This window comes from Martinezella multihospitum (assembly GCF_900094585.1).
Classification (GTDB): Bacteria; Pseudomonadota; Alphaproteobacteria; order Rhizobiales; family Rhizobiaceae; genus Rhizobium; species Rhizobium multihospitium.
The window spans coordinates 1-15,428 of the sequence record NZ_FMAG01000009.1; the positions used below are offsets into that span (position 1 = coordinate 1).

Genomic DNA, 15,428 nt, shown 5'->3' on the forward strand with positions numbered 1-15,428 from the left:
CTAGAGCGTTTCTGATTTTGTTTGAATCGTGGATTCCCTTTTGGTGTCGAATGTGATTCAAGATGCTGGCTGAGAGGAGGTCAGCATTGATGGTCGCACCTCTTTCGAATGATCTGCGTGAACGTGTGGTTGGTGCTGTTGTGGCGGGAGAGAGCTGCCGCTCGGTGGCGGCGCGGTTTGGTGTCTCGGTCTCATCTGTTGTGAAGTGGTCGCAGCGGTATCGCCGCAGCGGTTCCGTCGCGCCCGGTCAGATGGGAGGGCATCGCAAACGCCTTTTGGAACCGCATCGCGCTTTCATTGCCGAGCGGATTGCACAGACCCCGCAGATCAGCCTGCACGGCCTCAAGGACGAACTGGCGGTGAGAGGCGTCATCGTCTCACATGACGCCGTTTGGCGTTTCCTGCGCCGCGAGGGACTGCGCTTCAAAAAAAACGATGTTTGCCCTTGAGCAGGCGCGCACTGACATCGTCCGTCGGCGCAAGCGCTGGCAGTCATGGCAGACGCGACTTGATCCTCGAAGGCTCGTGTTCATCGACGAAACCTGGATTAAAACCAATATGGCTCCGCTGTACGGCTGGGGTGTTAAGGGTAAGCGCCTGCGTGGTTTTGCTCCGCATGGCCATTGGCGCACATTGACCTTCGTCGGCGCGCTACGGGCCGATTGTCTCACCGCACCCTGCGTCTTCGACGGCCCGATCAATGGCCAATGCTTCAAGGCCTATGTCGAGCAACAACTCGTCCCGACGCTGCGACCAGGCGACATCGTCATCATGGACAATCTGGGCAGCCACAAATCCAGGCAGATACGCCAGTTGATCAAGGCCGCCGGCGCAAGGCTCTGGTTTCTGCCGCCCTATTCACCAGACCTCAATCCAATCGAACAGGCTTTCGCCAAGATCAAACATTGGATGCGAAAAGCACAAACACGCACCATCGAAGACACCTGGCGATATCTCGGCTCACTCGTCCAGACAATCGGTCCACACGAGTGCGCCAGTTACATTGTCAATGCTGGATACGCTTCAAACAAAATATGAAACGCTCTAGCGTCTTCCGCGAATAGCCCCTCACCCTAACCCTCTCCCCGCAAGCGGGGAGAGAGGACTACCCTGCAATTGTGCTCTCATCCGCATCATGATCATCATTCTCGATGCAGGAATGCGAGACCGCCACACTTCCCGATTTGACGCGTCGCGCCGTTGTTTTCTGGGCCGCCGTTCACGCAGCCGGTAGCCGCACGCTGACAAGCAGCCCGCCGCCGGCGGCATCACCAAGCCTCACCGAGCCGCCGGCGCCGTCGACGACTTCGCGGACGATGGCAAGCCCCAGGCCGCTGCCTTCCGGCTCGGTGCCCATGATGCGATAGAAGCGTTCGAAGACCTGGGCGCGCTCGGCTTCCGGAATGCCTGGGCCATTGTCCTCGACCCATAGCAGGGCCGTATCGCCTTCCCGGCCGACGCCGACCGTCACACGACCGCCTGCCTGCGTGTAGCGCAGCGCATTATCGACGAGATTGACCAGCATTTCGCGCAGCATGGTGCCGTCGCCCTCGATATGAACCGCCGTGCCGCCGGCTTCCAGCCCGAGATCGATATTGCGGCGCAAGGCTTCCTCGGCGAGGGTTTCCAGCACGCGTCGGGCGGTTTCCGCCAGATCGATCGTATCGCTTCGCGGCCGGCGGCTGCCGGGCTCGGCGCGTGAAAGCGTCAGGAGCTGGCTCGCAAGGCGGGTCACCTGCCGCGTGCTGGATCGTAATGCCGTCAGTGCCTCGTCGCGCCTGATATTGTCCGTCTCTCGCGCGGCAAAGCTTGCCTGGGTCGAGATCAGGGCGAGCGGCGTGCGCAGCTGATGGGCGGCATTCGAGACGAAGCGGCGCTGCGCCGCCATCTGGTTCTGCACCCGCTCCATATGATCGTTGAGGGCGTGGACGAGCGGCCGAAGCTCGTTCTGCACCATGTGAGGATCGAACGGATCGAGGCGCTGGCGGCCGCGCTCGCGCACGGCGTCGCGCAGTCGCAGCACCGGCGCGAGGCCGCGCTGCAGGCCGATGATGGTCACGAGGCCGGCAAGCAGGACAAGCGCGAGTTGTTTGGTGAAGTCCGACAGCCACAGCCTGCGGCGCATGGCATACTGGCTGTTGTGGGTGACGGCGACTGTGACGGAAATCGTGCCGTCCTGGTCGAGGCCAACGACGGGATGGCTGAGCATGAGGACGCGGACGCCGTCGGTCCGAAAGGTTCTGTCTTCGCCGATCTGGTCACGATCCGCCCGCGGCAGATCGGGGAAGCCGGCGACGAGGTTTCCCCACGCGGTTACGACCTGATAGAAGACGCGGTCGCCATAGCCGGTATCGAACATTTCCAATGCGGCGGGCGGAATGTCGATCTGCACCGTGCCGCTGGCATCGACGCGGACGGCCTCCGCGATGACGCGCGCCGAGGCGAGCAATGTATGATCGGTGACGAGATTGGCGGTCGCGTCGGCCGAGCGGAAGCTCAGATAGAGGTTGATGCAGATGGCGCCGATCAGGGTCAGCACGACCCAGGCGAAGAGTTGCGCCCGCAGGCTCGACGTCACTGCGCCGATGGCGCGGCTCAGGACTCCCTTTGGTGGTGAAGCCTCGTCATTGTGCATGGCGGAGGAGGTAGCCCAGGCCGCGCAGCGTCGCGATCTGCACGGTGCTGCCTTCCAGCTTCTTGCGTACGCGATGCACATAGATTTCGATGGCGCTGGTATCGGCGAGATCGTCGAAGCCGAAGACGCTTTCCGACAATGTGGCTTTGGTGACGGTCGTGCCGGCCTTCATGACGAGATGTTCGAGCACGGCGTGCTCGCGCGGCGTCAGCGCCAGAGCCTCGCCGGCGAGATAGAATTGCCGCGTCCCACCGTCGAACACCAGGTCGCCGACGGCGATCTCCGGAGCGGCCCGGTCGTGACCGCGGCGGACGGCTGCGCGGATGCGGGCTTCCAGCTCGGCAATCTCGAAAGGCTTGGCGAGGTAATCGTCGGCGCCGCTGTCGAGGCCGGCAACGCGGCCGTCGAGGCTGGCATTGGCCGTCAGGATGATGACCGGCACCTTGTTGCCGCTCTGGCGCAGCCGCTTCAGCAGTGTCAGGCCGTCCATTTTCGGCAGCGACAGGTCGAGGATGACGATGGCATAGGCCGCCACTTTCAGCATGTGCTCGGCATCCTCGCCGTCATAGGCGATGTCGACGACATATTGCGCCTGACGCAGCGCCTTGCCGAGCCAGGACGCCAGTTCGCGGTTGTCTTCGACGATCAGGAGCCTCATGGCGCGACTATACAGCAAGTGTCGGATATGGCGAACATTTCCGGCGGTTTTCCAGCCAGTGGATCATCGGTTGGCGAGCCTCAGGCCCATCTCCCTGACCTCTCTCAGATAGACCTTGCGTGCATATGGCGGGGTCAGATTGTGGTCGGCTTCGGGAATGATGGTGAGGCGTATGTCCGGAAAATGCTTCAGGCCCGCGCCGTTCTCGCCGAACTGGTCATGCAGATGATCGAGCCCGATATCATGGGCGCTGTAGATCAGAGACATGTCGACCCCACGCTTGGCAAGGGTGCGGAAACCACCCAGCACAGGTCCCTGAGCCGCAGCGAAGACGGGGAACGCACCGAGCAGCTGGCGAGCCGTTCGTACTGCCCGCCGACCGAGCCCCGTCGCCATGTTGCATATGGCGCTCTTTGCATCGATCTGGCCGCCGAAGAGCCGCTTCAGCGTTTCCATCTGCAGGAGCTTGCGACCATAGGTTTCGAGCGAGCGGGGAGCGAAGCGCAACGCTTCATCGACCGATCGGCTCTCATCCCAATGGAAGCTGTAGGGATTGACCGTGATGAGGCCGCCGCAGCGCGCATCGCGCAACGCCGCCTGAAAGGCGAGATAGCCGCCGCTGCAACGTCCCACCACATAGGCCGGCAGCAGATCCCGCTTCTCCAGAAGATCCAGTGCCTCGGCGACATCGAGATGCTGTTCGCGGGAATAGAGCACCTGCTCGGGCGCCCCGGAAAGCGGCGGGCTGTCGCCGACATTGGCCGTATCGAAACGCAGCGAGGCAATGCCGTCCCGGGCAAGCGCGCGCGCCATGCTGACCGACATCCGGCCCCAGCCGGCATGTCTGTCATAGGCCGTGGTCAGGAGCAGCGCGGTCGCACCCGTGCGGGCACCCTGCGGCTCGCAGAGAATGCCGAACATGCGGTTTCCCGCGCCGAAACGCAGCGGCGTCTCGCAAAAGCCTTCGCCGATGAGAGGTTCCGCCACCGGCGGCGTAAGATCGGTCGATGCGATTTCAGTGGTATTTCCGGCGACCGACTGCACCCATTCGATTATTTTCTGGCCAGCCGTCATCGGCATGGTGGCGATGGTCGGGTTCGAGACGAGATCGTCGTAACCATCGTAGGAGGCCTGCGTGACCTGGGGGGCGAGCGTCTCGAGATGACGCGCAAAATCGTCATCTCCCGGGCGCCCGGGGCGCGTCAGCACCAGGCAATTCGGCGTGCCCAATCGGTCAAGCGTCATGAGGTTCAGCTTCCTGACTGCGTCGGCGGCGCTGTCGGGCATGCGCAGGCTGGCGACGGTGACGCCCTCGGTCTGACGCTGCGCTTCGGAAAGCCCCATGCTCTCATCGATCATTTTTGACCAGACGGTCAGTTCGCGAAGATAGGCGCGGCCCGAGACGACGGGCGCAAGAAAGGCGATGCCGTCAATGCTGGCAAGCCGTTCGGCGAGTGTGGCGGCGATGGTTCCGCCGAGGCCCTGGCTGACGAGGATCAGCCGTTCGCAGCCGGAAAGCGTCTTCAGCTTTGCCGCTGCCGCGAGAGCGGTTTCATGCCACGGCTCCAGACCTTTGCCTTCATCGGCCAGATCAAGCGCATCACCCGTGCCGGCATAATCCAAGCGGAGGCTGGCGACGCCGATATCGGCGAGATCTTCCGCCAGAATCCGCCAGAACTTGCGCACGCACATTTCCTCGAAACCCCAGGGGCTGAGAAACAGGACGGCGGTGCCATGTGAAGGTGCCATGGCCGATGTAAACAGGCCGACCGTTCCGGCGAAGGTTACCGGAGCCGCTGCCGATCTTGACTGCCTTCTTTTGTCTTTTTCCTCGGCGGCTCCCCAACCAGCCATGCTAGTCTCCTCACATTCGGCGTGGGGCCAATAGGGCCAGAGCCTGAGTGGCAATCGGATTGATACGTGCAGGCAATCGCGTCGCGATCTTCTGCATGACCTCGATATCTTCGGCTGGAACGGCTTTCAGCATTCTGAGCGCAATGCCATAGGCTAGCGCGCCGGCGATGATGGCGCCTACGAGACCTGCAACACCGGTCAGCGCCTGAACGAAACCATAGGCTGCAACCGCGCACAGAATGGCAGCAACCGTGACTTTTGCAAGGTTGATGAGCATACCGTGCGTCGATCCTTCGAATTCCATGCGGCGTACCGTCATCAGACACAGGGCGACAAAGGCGAGCAGACGAACCAGCGCCGCACCCTCGCCTCCGTAAAAGGGTACGGCGATGACGCAGCCGATGACCATGATAATGCTGGCGATGACGCCGAGGACGGTGCGTTCACGCACGCGATCCAGCGAATACAGATATTGCGTGCATATCTGCATGAAGACATAGGGCACCGCGGTCAGGGACAGCAGCGCCACCATGCCGCCGCTCGGCGCAAAGGCCGGGCCGAAGATCGTCACGACAAGCTCCGGCGAAATGGCGGCAAGTCCGAAGCTCATCGGCAGGGTGATATAGGCTATGCTGCGCGCAACGCCGGCGAAGACCTCGACCGGCAGCTTGTCCGATGCCCGCGCATGCATCTGTTCGGAATAATAGGGCAGAAGGCTGCCGCTCAATTGTACGGGCAGCTGCAGTGCCAGATTGGCGAGCGACAGGCCGACGGCATAAAAGCCGACCGCTTCGATACCCCAGTAGCGCTGCAGGAAGACGAGCTCGATGCGATTGAGGAAAATCGAGCTGTTGATGAGCTCGATCGAGAGGATGAGCGACGAGCCGATGAGAGCGGAAAGGCCGACGCCGCAGCTGTTCTTGCGTGCGATCGCAATCCGGAGCGTCGCGATGAACATGGGCAGCTGCCCAATCGCATAGCCGGCAAGCGCACCGCTGACGCCGAAGAAGATCGCGCCCGCAAGGACGGTAACGAGCTGCAGCGCCGAACTTATTATGGTGATGCGCAGGAACGCGCCGACTTGCTGCTCGCCGATCAGATAATTCTTGCTGTAGGCGCCGAGAGACTGAAGAACGAAGAATACGCCCGTGATGGCAATGACTTCAGATGCATCGCCCGCCCAATGCAGCCGCTCCGCATCCCAATAATAGGCGGCATAGCCGGCAAGCAGGATCACGGTTGCGAGAATCGTCGGCTGCAGGAGATAAGCGGCAAAACCAAGCCGTTCTTCGGTAGAATAGCCATTCCCCTTCAACTGGGGCAGAATGCGCAGCAGGGTAACGCCGGCGCCGAGTTCGGCGATCAGCGCGCCGGTCGTCGTCAGCCACAGGGAAAAGGCGATGATGCCGTTGGCCTCTGGCCCTAGCAGGCGCGCCGCTATGATCGAACATGCAAAGCCGGTCGCGAGCAGGGTCAATCCCGCCGCCGCGTTCAAAACCGAATTTGCCATTATGCTCTTCGTCATGAAGATAGACCGTTCCTCAAATTGCCGGAACCTACCGCACATGCCCGGCTTTTCGTGGGGATAGCGTCAGCTCTATTTCATATGCCTTAATATTTAGGGTTTAATGCTGCACTAAGTTCGTTTTTTACTTCGGCTAATATTCTTTCTCTCTGATATTGGTCGCCCCAAGGCTTGTGCGGAGGGTCTCATTGTTCAGCCTCATCGTCTGCACGATCGATCGGTTCGATCAGCTGGAGCGGCTATTCCGTTCGCTGGTGGGGCAGAGTCATAAGGATTTCGAGGTCATTGTCGTCGATCAGAACCTCGACGACCGGCTGCACGGGCTCATCGACCGCTTTTCCTCCTCCTTCCTCATTCGTCACGTCCGTTCGCCGAAGGGACTTTCGCGGGCGCGCAACAACGGCATGGCGGTCGCGGAGGGCGACTATGTCTGTTTTCCCGACGATGACTGCTGGTATGAGGCCGATACGCTTTCGACGGCGGCGACTTTGTTTGCCGAGCACCCCGACCTTGCGATCGTCACCGGCCGAACGCTCGATGCCGAAGGTCTGGCCTCCGTCAGCCCGACGGGCGAGACGCGGCTTGCGCTGACGCGCTGGAACTATCTGAAGTGCGGCAATTCCAATGGCATCTTCGTGCGCCGTGCCGCATTGGCCGATATCGGTGGTTTCGACGAGGATCTCGGCGTCGGTTCGGACTCACCGTTCCAGAGCGGCGAAGAGGCGGATTTCCTGCTGCGCGCGCTTGGCGTCGGCAGACAAGCAATGTTCTTTCCCGAGCTCATCGTCCATCACGATCAGGTCACGAGCGAATACGGGCCGCGGCAGATGGAACGGGCGCGCAAATATGGGCGCGGCTTCGGCGCGCTGATGCGCAAGCAGGCATTTCCCTTGTATTATGTCTGCTACCGCCTGTTTCGCCCGGTCGCCGGCTGGCTGGCAGCGCTGGCGCGGTTCAATCTTGATGCGGCCCGCTACAAGCACGCCTGGCTAATGGGCATTCTGGAAGGTTATGCCACCTGGCCGCGCTGGCGCAGGAACTGAGGCGACTTGCCTTTCGGCGTCAGGGTTTCCGCATAGATATCCATGTAGCGCTGGGCCACCTCGTCCCAGGCATAGGCGCGGGCATCGCTCAACAGCTCCTGTCGCAGGCTCATGTCGTCGCCCTGCAGGCGCTCGAACGCGGCGGTCAGCGTATCGGCGGCGGCTTCCGGATCAGAGAAATCCGAGAGCATGAGGGCCGGGTGGGTTTCGGCCATGGCCTTATAGGCTTCGTTGGCGTTCAGCACCGGCAGCAGGCCGGCGCTCATCGCTTCGATCGCCACCAGACCGAAGCCTTCATACTCGGAGGCCGAGGCGAAGAGCGAGGCGCGGGCGATGATGTTGCGGATCGAGCCTTCATCGATCGAGACATGCAGCGCGACATTGCGTTCGAGACCGTGGACGGCAATTTCCTTTTCCAGCGTCGCCCGATCGAGATCCGATTCGGCACCGATAATGTCGAGATGCCAGTCCTCATGGCGGCCTGCCAGCACCTTCATGACGTCGAGGAGGTGATCGAGCCGCTTGTTGACCGAGAAACGGCCGATGGTGACGATGCGACGACGTGCTTCCAAGGCGGCGCAATTGGAAAACTTGCCGACGTCGGCGCCGTTTTCGATCAGGTGGACGCGACTTTCGGCAATCTGCGCAAAGAGCCGCGCGTCGGACTGGCTGCAGCAGATGAGAGAGGCATAACCGAGCGCGGAAAGCCGCGTTGCCGTGTTGAACCAGACCTTCTTGATGGCAGCATATTTCTGCGTATGGAAGAAGCCGCCATGGGTGGTGGCAACCATGGGCCGCCCGTGCATCAGCTTGCCCCAGGCCAGCGCATCGAAGAAGAAATCGACGGCGTGGACATGAACGAGGTCGGCATCGGTCAGATGGCGGAAGACCTTCGGCGCCAGCGGGTAGCGGCTGGAGCCGGACCAGGGAATGCGGACGATTTCGATGCCATCGATGGTCTCGCTTTCGGCAAGTTCCCGGCCGGGGTCGGAAAACAGGCTATTGCAGGTGACGACGCGCACGCGATAACCGCGGGAAACCAGCTGGCGGCAGAGATTGGCAACGACGTCTTCCAATCCGCCCTTGTTCGGCAGGAACTGACGCACGACATGCACGATCAGCGGCCCGGTCTGTTTGTTTGCCTGAATATCCGCAACAGCCGATGTCATCGATCCACCCTCGACCTCTTTGCCACGCCGCGCGTCGGCAATCCAGCGCTCCAGCGCGCCGCCCGTTGATCAGTCGGTAAAGCAGATCATTGGGTCGGTTAAAAAGGGTTTAATCGCGCATGGAAAGTCCTGCCGTTTCGGGCAAGAGGGTTAATATCGGGGCGACTTGCGGTGAGGAGGAGCTTGTCGTCGGGTGGGTGCGGTGGTGTCGGGCTATTCTGGTTGGTGGTTGCTCTTATGGCCCGCCCCTCACCCTAATCCTCTCCCCGCTTGCGGGGAGAGGGGACTGGTCCAGGGTTTGCCGCGAGCTTTTGCCACGACCACAAAACTTAATGAACGCCCTCTCCCCGTCAGAACGGGGAGAGGGCTGGGGTGAGGGGCAATGCCACGAAGGTGGCTTCAACTCTTATGTGTCGAATCGAAACCCGGACCTCTCAAAATGCTCGGAAGGTTAGCGTCGTCAGCGAGCGGATGATACCGGGGATATTGGCGATGTGGTCGTTGATGAACTTGCCGATATCCTGCTCTTCGGCGATGTAGACCTTCATCAGCAGGTCGTAGTCGCCGCTGGTGGAATACAGCTCCGAAACCAGCTCCGTCTGGTAGATTGCATCGGCGACCTCGTAGGTCTTGCCGGGGGAGCATTGGAGCTGAACGAAAATAGGCTTCATGAGTGTGTCCTGCTTTTATCTGCGGCCACGATAGCGGCCCGCATTTTCTCTATAATGGTCGAAAGCGCTTTCACCATGCAAGTTTTTCTCCAGAGCGGATGATTTTAGGTCTGTTCGACCTAAAATCTGAATCCGCTCTTGGACCAAAGAAGTGGAGCGTGATGTCGTCTGAAAACCGATCACACTTTTCGGCATCATGCTCTGTCCACCGGATGTCGTTCTTGCCGCTTCCGCAACTTCGCGCATAGCGCTAGATTGGCGCGATTATCTCTGTCGATTGGACCGATTTCATGCTGAATGACCCGCGCTCCCATGGTCTTTGGGAAAAGACTGCCCCACCACCGCCGGCAACGAAGCCGCTTTCCGGCGAGGTATCCGCCGATGTCGTGGTGGTTGGCGGCGGCTATACCGGGCTTTCGACGGCGCTGCATCTGGCGGAAGCCGGCACGAATGTCGTGCTGCTGGAAGCCAATGAAATCGGCTTCGGCGGCGCCGGGCGCAATGTCGGCCTCATCAATGCCGGCATGTGGGTGATGCCGGACGACCTGCCGGGCGAACTCGGCTCTGTTCATGGCGAGCGCCTTCTTGAGCTGCTCGGTAACGGGCCGAAGCTTGTCATGGAGCTGATCGACAAGCATGGCATCGCCTGCGAGCTCGAGCGCAACGGCACGCTGCATTGCGCCGTCGGCCCCGAAGGCTTGAAGGAAATCGAGGAGCGCGCCCGGCAATGGGGCAAGCGCGGTGCGCCGGTCACGGTGCTCGATGCGCGGGAGACGGAGCGCCGCGTCGGCAGCTCGGCTTATGCCGGGGCGCTGCTCGACATGCGCGCCGGCACGCTGCAGCCGCTTGCTTATGCGCGTGGCCTTGCCCATGCCGTGGTGAAAGCAGGCGTTACAATCCACACCGGCAGCCACGTGACGTCGACGGAAAGAAACGGTGCGAAATGGATGGTTTCGACCGATGGCGGCAAGGTCAGCGCCGATTGGATCGTGGTTGCGACGGATGCTTATAGCACCGGCCCCTGGGAGATGGTGCGGAACGAGCAGGTGCATCTGCCCTATTTCAATTTCGCGACGGTGCCGCTCGGCGACAATTTGCGCAAGTCCGTCCTGCCTGGCCGCGAGGGCGCTTGGGATACGAAGGAAGTCCTCTCGTCCTTCCGCATGGATCAGGCCGGCCGGCTGGTCTTTGGCAGCGTCGGCGCGCTGCGCAATACCGGTCTTGCCATCCATAAGAGCTGGGCGCGGCGCTCGATCAGAAAGCTCTTTCCGCAGCTCGGTGACATTCCCTTCGAATGCGAATGGTACGGCAAGATCGGCATGACTGACAATGCCCTGCCGCGCTTCCACAAACTGGATCAGAATGTCGTCGGCTTCTCCGGCTATAATGGCCGCGGCATCGCGCCGGGCACGGTGTTCGGCAAGGTGTTGGCCGGTCATATTCTCGGGCAGATTTCCGAGGCCGATCTGCCGCTGCCGGTGACCGATATCGTCGAGCCGAGCTTCAGGGCGGCAAAGGAAATGTGGTACGAGGCCGGCGCCCAGGCCGCGCATTTCGTCGGCGCACGGGTCTAAAGCAATTCCAGGAAAAGTGCACAGCGGTTTTCCGTCCGGAATTGCGACAAAATAGATAGAACAATCCAACGAGCCTGCATTACGGGAAGAGGAAACAAGATGACCGCGACATCAGATCTTGCTGCCGAAACCAAAGTTATACTGACGGAGCTTGGCGTATCGGCCGATCGCTACACCGGCGGAACGCTGGCCGTCACCTCGCCGGTCACCGGCGCCGAGATCGGCCGGCTGAAGGAGCATTCGGCCGGCGAGGCGAAGGGCGCGATCGCGGCGGCGCACGAGGCGTTTCTCGCATGGCGGAATGTGCCGGCGCCGAAACGCGGCGAGCTGATCCGCCTGCTCGGCGAGGAGTTGCGTGCCGGCAAGGCGGCTCTCGGCCGTCTCGTGTCCATCGAAGTCGGCAAGATCACCTCCGAAGGCCTCGGTGAAGTGCAGGAGATGATCGATATCTGCGATTTCGCCGTAGGGCTGTCCCGTCAGCTTTACGGTTTGACCATTGCCACAGAGCGCTCCGAGCACCGGATGATGGAAAGCTGGCATCCGCTTGGGGCGATCGGCATCATCTCCGCCTTCAATTTCCCGGTTGCCGTCTGGTCGTGGAATGCGGCGCTCGCCATCGTCTGCGGCAATTCCACCATCTGGAAGCCATCGGAAAAGACGCCGCTGACGGCGCTTGCCGTGCAGGCTTTGTTCGAGAAGGCGCTGAAGCGCTACGTGGCCGAAGGTGGCGAGGCACCCGCCAATCTTTCGACCCTGCTGATCGGCGGCCGCGATCTCGGCGAGCTCTTGGTCGATCATCGCCAAGTGCCGCTGGTGTCTGCGACCGGCTCGACGGCGATGGGCCGCGCGGTCGGTCCGCGTCTTGCCGGCCGTTTCGCCCGCGCCATCCTTGAGCTTGGCGGCAACAATGCTGCGATCGTCTGCCCGACGGCCGATCTCGACCTCACCCTGCGCGGCGTCGCCTTCTCCGCCATGGGCACGGCCGGTCAGCGCTGCACGACGCTACGTCGCCTCTTCGTTCACGACAGCGTCTATGAGCAGCTCGTTCCGCGCCTGCAGAACGCCTATGGTTCGGTGACAATAGGCAATCCGCTTGAGGCCGGAACCCTCGTCGGCCCGCTGATCGATAAGCAGGCTTTCGATCGGATGCAGGCGGCGCTTGCCGCAGCGAAGTCGGCCGGCGGCACGGTGACGGGTGGCGAGCGCGTCGAAAACGGGTCTGCCGACGCCTTCTATGTCCGTCCTGCTCTCGTCGAGATGCCCGAACAGACGGGTCCGGTCGAGCAGGAGACCTTCGCGCCGATCCTCTACGTCATGAAGTACAGCGATTTCGACAAGGCGCTGGCGCTGCATAATGCCGTGCCGCAGGGCCTGTCGTCTTCGATCTTCACCAATGACATGCGCGAGGCCGAGACGTTCGTGTCGGCGCGCGGTTCGGATTGCGGCATCGCCAATGTCAACCTCGGCCCCTCCGGCGCCGAGATCGGCGGCGCATTCGGCGGCGAGAAGGAAACCGGCGGCGGGCGCGAGTCCGGTTCCGACGCCTGGAAGGCCTATATGCGCCGGGCGACCAATACGATCAATTACGGCCGCACGCTGCCGCTGGCCCAGGGCGTCAAGTTCGACGTGGCATAGCGCAAGAGCCTTGCTGCATTGCGATGGAGAGGATGAGGGCGTAGAAAGCCTTTGTCCTCCCATTTGTTTTCAAGGTCTTGTCCCATGCATCTGTCGCTTGCCGAAGCCGAAACATTGATCATGGAGGCTTTGCAGCGAAACAGGGTTAGTGCCGAGAACGCTCGTTCCGTGGCTGTCGCGCTCGTGGCGGCGGAGGCTGCTGGGCAGGGTGGTCATGGTCTGCGCCGCGTACCCGCCTATGCCGGTCAGGCCAAGGTCGGCAAGACCGATGGTTTCGCTACACCGCAGCTGAGCCGGCCCTTTCCGGCCGTGCTGCGCATCGATGCCGGCAACGGTTATGCTTATCCGGCTCTCGATCTCGCCGTTGCCGAGCTTCCAGCCATCGCCCGTGAGCAGGGGATTGCGCTTGCCGCCATCAGCCGCTCGCATCATGCCGGCGTCATGGGCCTGACGGTGGAGCGTTTTGCCGATCAGGGGCTGGTGGCGCTGATGGTCGCCAATGCGCCGGCTTCGATGGCGCCCTGGGGCGGCAAGACGCCGGTCTTCGGCACCAACCCGATTGCTTTCGCCGCGCCGCTTCCGGGTGACGAGCCTGTTGTCATCGACCTGGCGCTGTCGAAGGTGGCGCGTGGCAAGGTGATGGCGGCGCGGCAACAGGGTGCTTCCATTCCATCCGACTGGGCTTTCGACCGCGAGGGGAGGCCGACTACGGATGCCGAAGAAGCTTTGGCCGGCACCATGATCCCGGCCGGCGATGCCAAGGGTGCGGCACTGGCTCTCATGGTCGAAATTCTGGCGGCCGGCCTCACCGGCGCCAACTACGCCTTCGAGGCTTCGTCGCTCTTTGACGACAGGGGTGCGCCGCCGGCGCTCGGCCATACGATCATCGCAATCAATCCGGCGGCGACAAGTGCTGCCGATACGGCAGAGCGGCTGGCCTTGCTGGCGGGTGAGATCACCCACGATCCCAATGTCCGCCTGCCGGGTCGGCGCGGGCAGAGTTCACGCCGGCTGGCGCGGACAGAGGGCATCGCCGTCGAGGATGAGGTGATCGCGGCGATAGAGAAGCTCTGAGGTTGATGGTCGGGCGAGCGTGCGTTTGCCGCGCTTTTAGTTACGACCCCTCACCCCAGCCCTCTCCCCGCAAGCGGGGAGAGGGGTTACTGCGCAAAACAATGCGCGGCATGTATGAGGTCTGCCTGTATAAGAGGATATTTGTTTGGCTCGATCATCCCCTCGCCCCGCTTGCGGGGAGAGGGTTAGGGTGAGGGCCAGGCAGACGGTCGCTACACGGATGAGGGCGCCTGACGGTCACCCATAATCTACGAATCAAGCGATGGCCGGCTTCTCGTCCAGCCAGCCGCCGGTAAAGCCGGCGCGCTCCAGGCCGGTGCGGAGGATCGGCGATTGCCGCATCAGGTTCCAGATCATGCCGGTGCGGGCGTTTTCGATCATCATGACCAGCAGGCCCTGGTCGATGGCGACGGAGCGGTCGTCCACCCAGCCTTCTGGACCTGTGCCCTTGACGCTCGGGTTGAAGCCGCCGGGGAAACGGCCGTCGAGCAGCAGGTTGGGATAGGTCGACAGGAGTGCCCGCGTGCCGTCAAGTGCGGCCTGGCGGTCGAAAGCCAGGCAAGACAGCGGCCCCCAGGGCGCGATGGTGCCATCATCCGGGCCGAGGGGTGCGCCGCGGGCGGCATAGCCGAAGACCTTCGGAGCGTAGCGGAGGCTATGTTTGGTGCCGGTGGGGTTTGGGCCGTCGCAGGCGGAAAGACCCCATATGTCCTTCGCATAGCCGGTGAAATGGCCGGGATTGCGTTCCGTGTAGTCGCGCTGCACCGCAATTGCCGTCTGCGTGTTACGGAAGTAATCGATGTCCTTGTCGGCGACATGCTTGTCGCGGATGCCGCGAAAATCGATCCAGGCATGCGAGAAGAGGTGGATGAACAGCGGCCCGGCATAGAGGAAGGGCGTGTCCTTGAACATCATCCAGGTATAGGTCGAGGCAAAGGCGTCGTAGCTCGATGGCGGGACAGGATGCGTGGGCGAGCCGAGCGCAAGCACATAGAGGAAGATCGCTTCGTCATAGCCCTGGTAGCGCCAGCGCAGGAAACCGCTGGCCGGTTTCCAGCCCATGCTGATGGTCTGGCCCCTGTTCAGCGCCCAATGCCAGTCGCAGCGCTCATAGAGGAATTTCGCCTGCTTGCGGAGATCGCGCTCGACCTGGCTGTTTCCGGTGAAATAGGCAGCCGCCGTCAGGACGCCGATCAGCAGCAGACCGGTATCGATGGTCGAAAGCTCGCTGTTCCAGGCGCGGTTGCCGGTCTCCATGTAGAGGAAGTGATAGTAGAAGCCGCGATGGCCGGTGGCGCCACGCTCGGTACCCTGATCGCTGTTGGCGAAGAAATCGAGGGCGGCCAGCACCCGTTTGGCCGCATCGGCGCGGCTGATCCAGCCGCGCTCGACAGCAACCGGATAGCTCGACAGCGCAAAGCCGACCGCGGCGATGCTGCAATGGCTCGTCTTGATGGAGGTATCCGCCACCAGTCCGTTTTCCGGATTGGTGTAAAGCATGAAATAGTCGAAGGCCGAGCGTTGTAGGCGGTCGATCAGCGCGTCGTCGGTTTCGGTTACCTGCTGCAGCATCTTCTATCCATCTCCTCG

General features: G+C 62.0%; 12 protein-coding genes. 5 read left to right on the forward strand and 7 right to left on the reverse strand.

The genetic code is table 11. From position 1 onward, the window contains the following. Nucleotides 1-89 precede the first annotated feature (89 nt). A protein-coding gene (locus tag GA0061103_RS28180) for an IS630 family transposase (RefSeq protein ID WP_092711274.1) occupies nucleotides 90-1,038 on the forward strand; the annotation gives its coding sequence in 2 pieces (ribosomal slippage) (nucleotides 90-425 and nucleotides 427-1,038; 948 coding nt in all). A gap of 181 nt (nucleotides 1,039-1,219) precedes the next feature. Here the strand turns inward: GA0061103_RS28180 and GA0061103_RS28185 are convergent. From GA0061103_RS28185 to GA0061103_RS28200, 4 genes are all read right to left on the reverse strand, one after another. Further along, on the reverse strand, nucleotides 1,220-2,635 hold the full coding sequence (locus tag GA0061103_RS28185) for a sensor histidine kinase (RefSeq protein WP_092717156.1): 1,416 nt from the start codon (nucleotides 2,633-2,635) through the stop codon (nucleotides 1,220-1,222). After that, complete coding sequence (locus GA0061103_RS28190) at nucleotides 2,625-3,293, reverse strand: response regulator (RefSeq protein ID WP_092717867.1); 669 nt, start codon at nucleotides 3,291-3,293, stop codon at nucleotides 2,625-2,627. Before GA0061103_RS28190 ends, GA0061103_RS28185 begins: the two co-directional genes overlap by 11 nt. A gap of 63 nt (nucleotides 3,294-3,356) precedes the next feature. Then, a complete protein-coding gene (locus tag GA0061103_RS28195; protein WP_092717159.1) occupies nucleotides 3,357-5,147 on the reverse strand; it encodes an alpha/beta fold hydrolase in 1,791 nt (596 codons plus the stop codon). A 10-nt stretch (nucleotides 5,148-5,157) separates the two neighbouring features. Beyond that, the gene (locus tag GA0061103_RS28200) at nucleotides 5,158-6,672 is read right to left on the reverse strand and encodes a lipopolysaccharide biosynthesis protein (RefSeq protein ID WP_092717162.1); all 1,515 of its coding nucleotides are present in this window, start codon (nucleotides 6,670-6,672) and stop codon (nucleotides 5,158-5,160) included. A 188-nt stretch (nucleotides 6,673-6,860) separates the two neighbouring features. On the opposite strand from GA0061103_RS28200, the gene GA0061103_RS28205 reads away from it, so the two are divergent. Beyond that, nucleotides 6,861-7,715, forward strand: a complete 855-nt coding sequence (locus tag GA0061103_RS28205) for a glycosyltransferase family 2 protein (protein ID WP_092717165.1) — start codon at nucleotides 6,861-6,863, stop codon at nucleotides 7,713-7,715. Here GA0061103_RS28205 and GA0061103_RS28210 read toward each other — a convergent pair. Together GA0061103_RS28210 and GA0061103_RS28215 are read right to left on the reverse strand one after the other, a co-directional pair. Then, nucleotides 7,682-8,884, reverse strand: a complete 1,203-nt coding sequence (locus tag GA0061103_RS28210; protein ID WP_092717168.1) for a glycosyltransferase family 4 protein — start codon at nucleotides 8,882-8,884, stop codon at nucleotides 7,682-7,684. The genes GA0061103_RS28205 and GA0061103_RS28210 overlap by 34 nt on opposite strands. Nucleotides 8,885-9,318: 434 nt before the next feature. Then, complete coding sequence (locus GA0061103_RS28215; RefSeq protein WP_047630985.1) at nucleotides 9,319-9,555, reverse strand: Lrp/AsnC ligand binding domain-containing protein; 237 nt, start codon at nucleotides 9,553-9,555, stop codon at nucleotides 9,319-9,321. 290 nt (nucleotides 9,556-9,845) lie between these two features. Between GA0061103_RS28215 and GA0061103_RS28220 the strand changes: the two genes are divergently transcribed. The 3 genes from GA0061103_RS28220 to GA0061103_RS28230 all read left to right on the forward strand — a co-directional run bounded on the left by GA0061103_RS28220 (nucleotide 9,846) and on the right by GA0061103_RS28230 (nucleotide 13,838). Then, nucleotides 9,846-11,129 (forward strand): NAD(P)/FAD-dependent oxidoreductase, encoded by a 1,284-nt coding sequence (locus tag GA0061103_RS28220; protein ID WP_092717171.1) that lies wholly within the window; start codon nucleotides 9,846-9,848, stop codon nucleotides 11,127-11,129. A 99-nt stretch (nucleotides 11,130-11,228) separates the two neighbouring features. Then, nucleotides 11,229-12,764, forward strand: coding sequence for an L-piperidine-6-carboxylate dehydrogenase (gene amaB, locus GA0061103_RS28225; RefSeq protein ID WP_092717174.1), 1,536 nt, complete (start codon nucleotides 11,229-11,231; stop codon nucleotides 12,762-12,764). A gap of 84 nt (nucleotides 12,765-12,848) precedes the next feature. After that, entirely contained in the window at nucleotides 12,849-13,838 is a 990-nt protein-coding gene (locus GA0061103_RS28230) for an Ldh family oxidoreductase (protein ID WP_092717176.1), read from the forward strand. Between the two features lie 255 nt (nucleotides 13,839-14,093). Here GA0061103_RS28230 and GA0061103_RS28235 read toward each other — a convergent pair whose 3' ends face one another. After that, on the reverse strand, nucleotides 14,094-15,410 hold the full coding sequence (locus GA0061103_RS28235; protein ID WP_092717179.1) for a glucoamylase family protein: 1,317 nt from the start codon (nucleotides 15,408-15,410) through the stop codon (nucleotides 14,094-14,096). Nucleotides 15,411-15,428 lie beyond the last annotated feature (18 nt).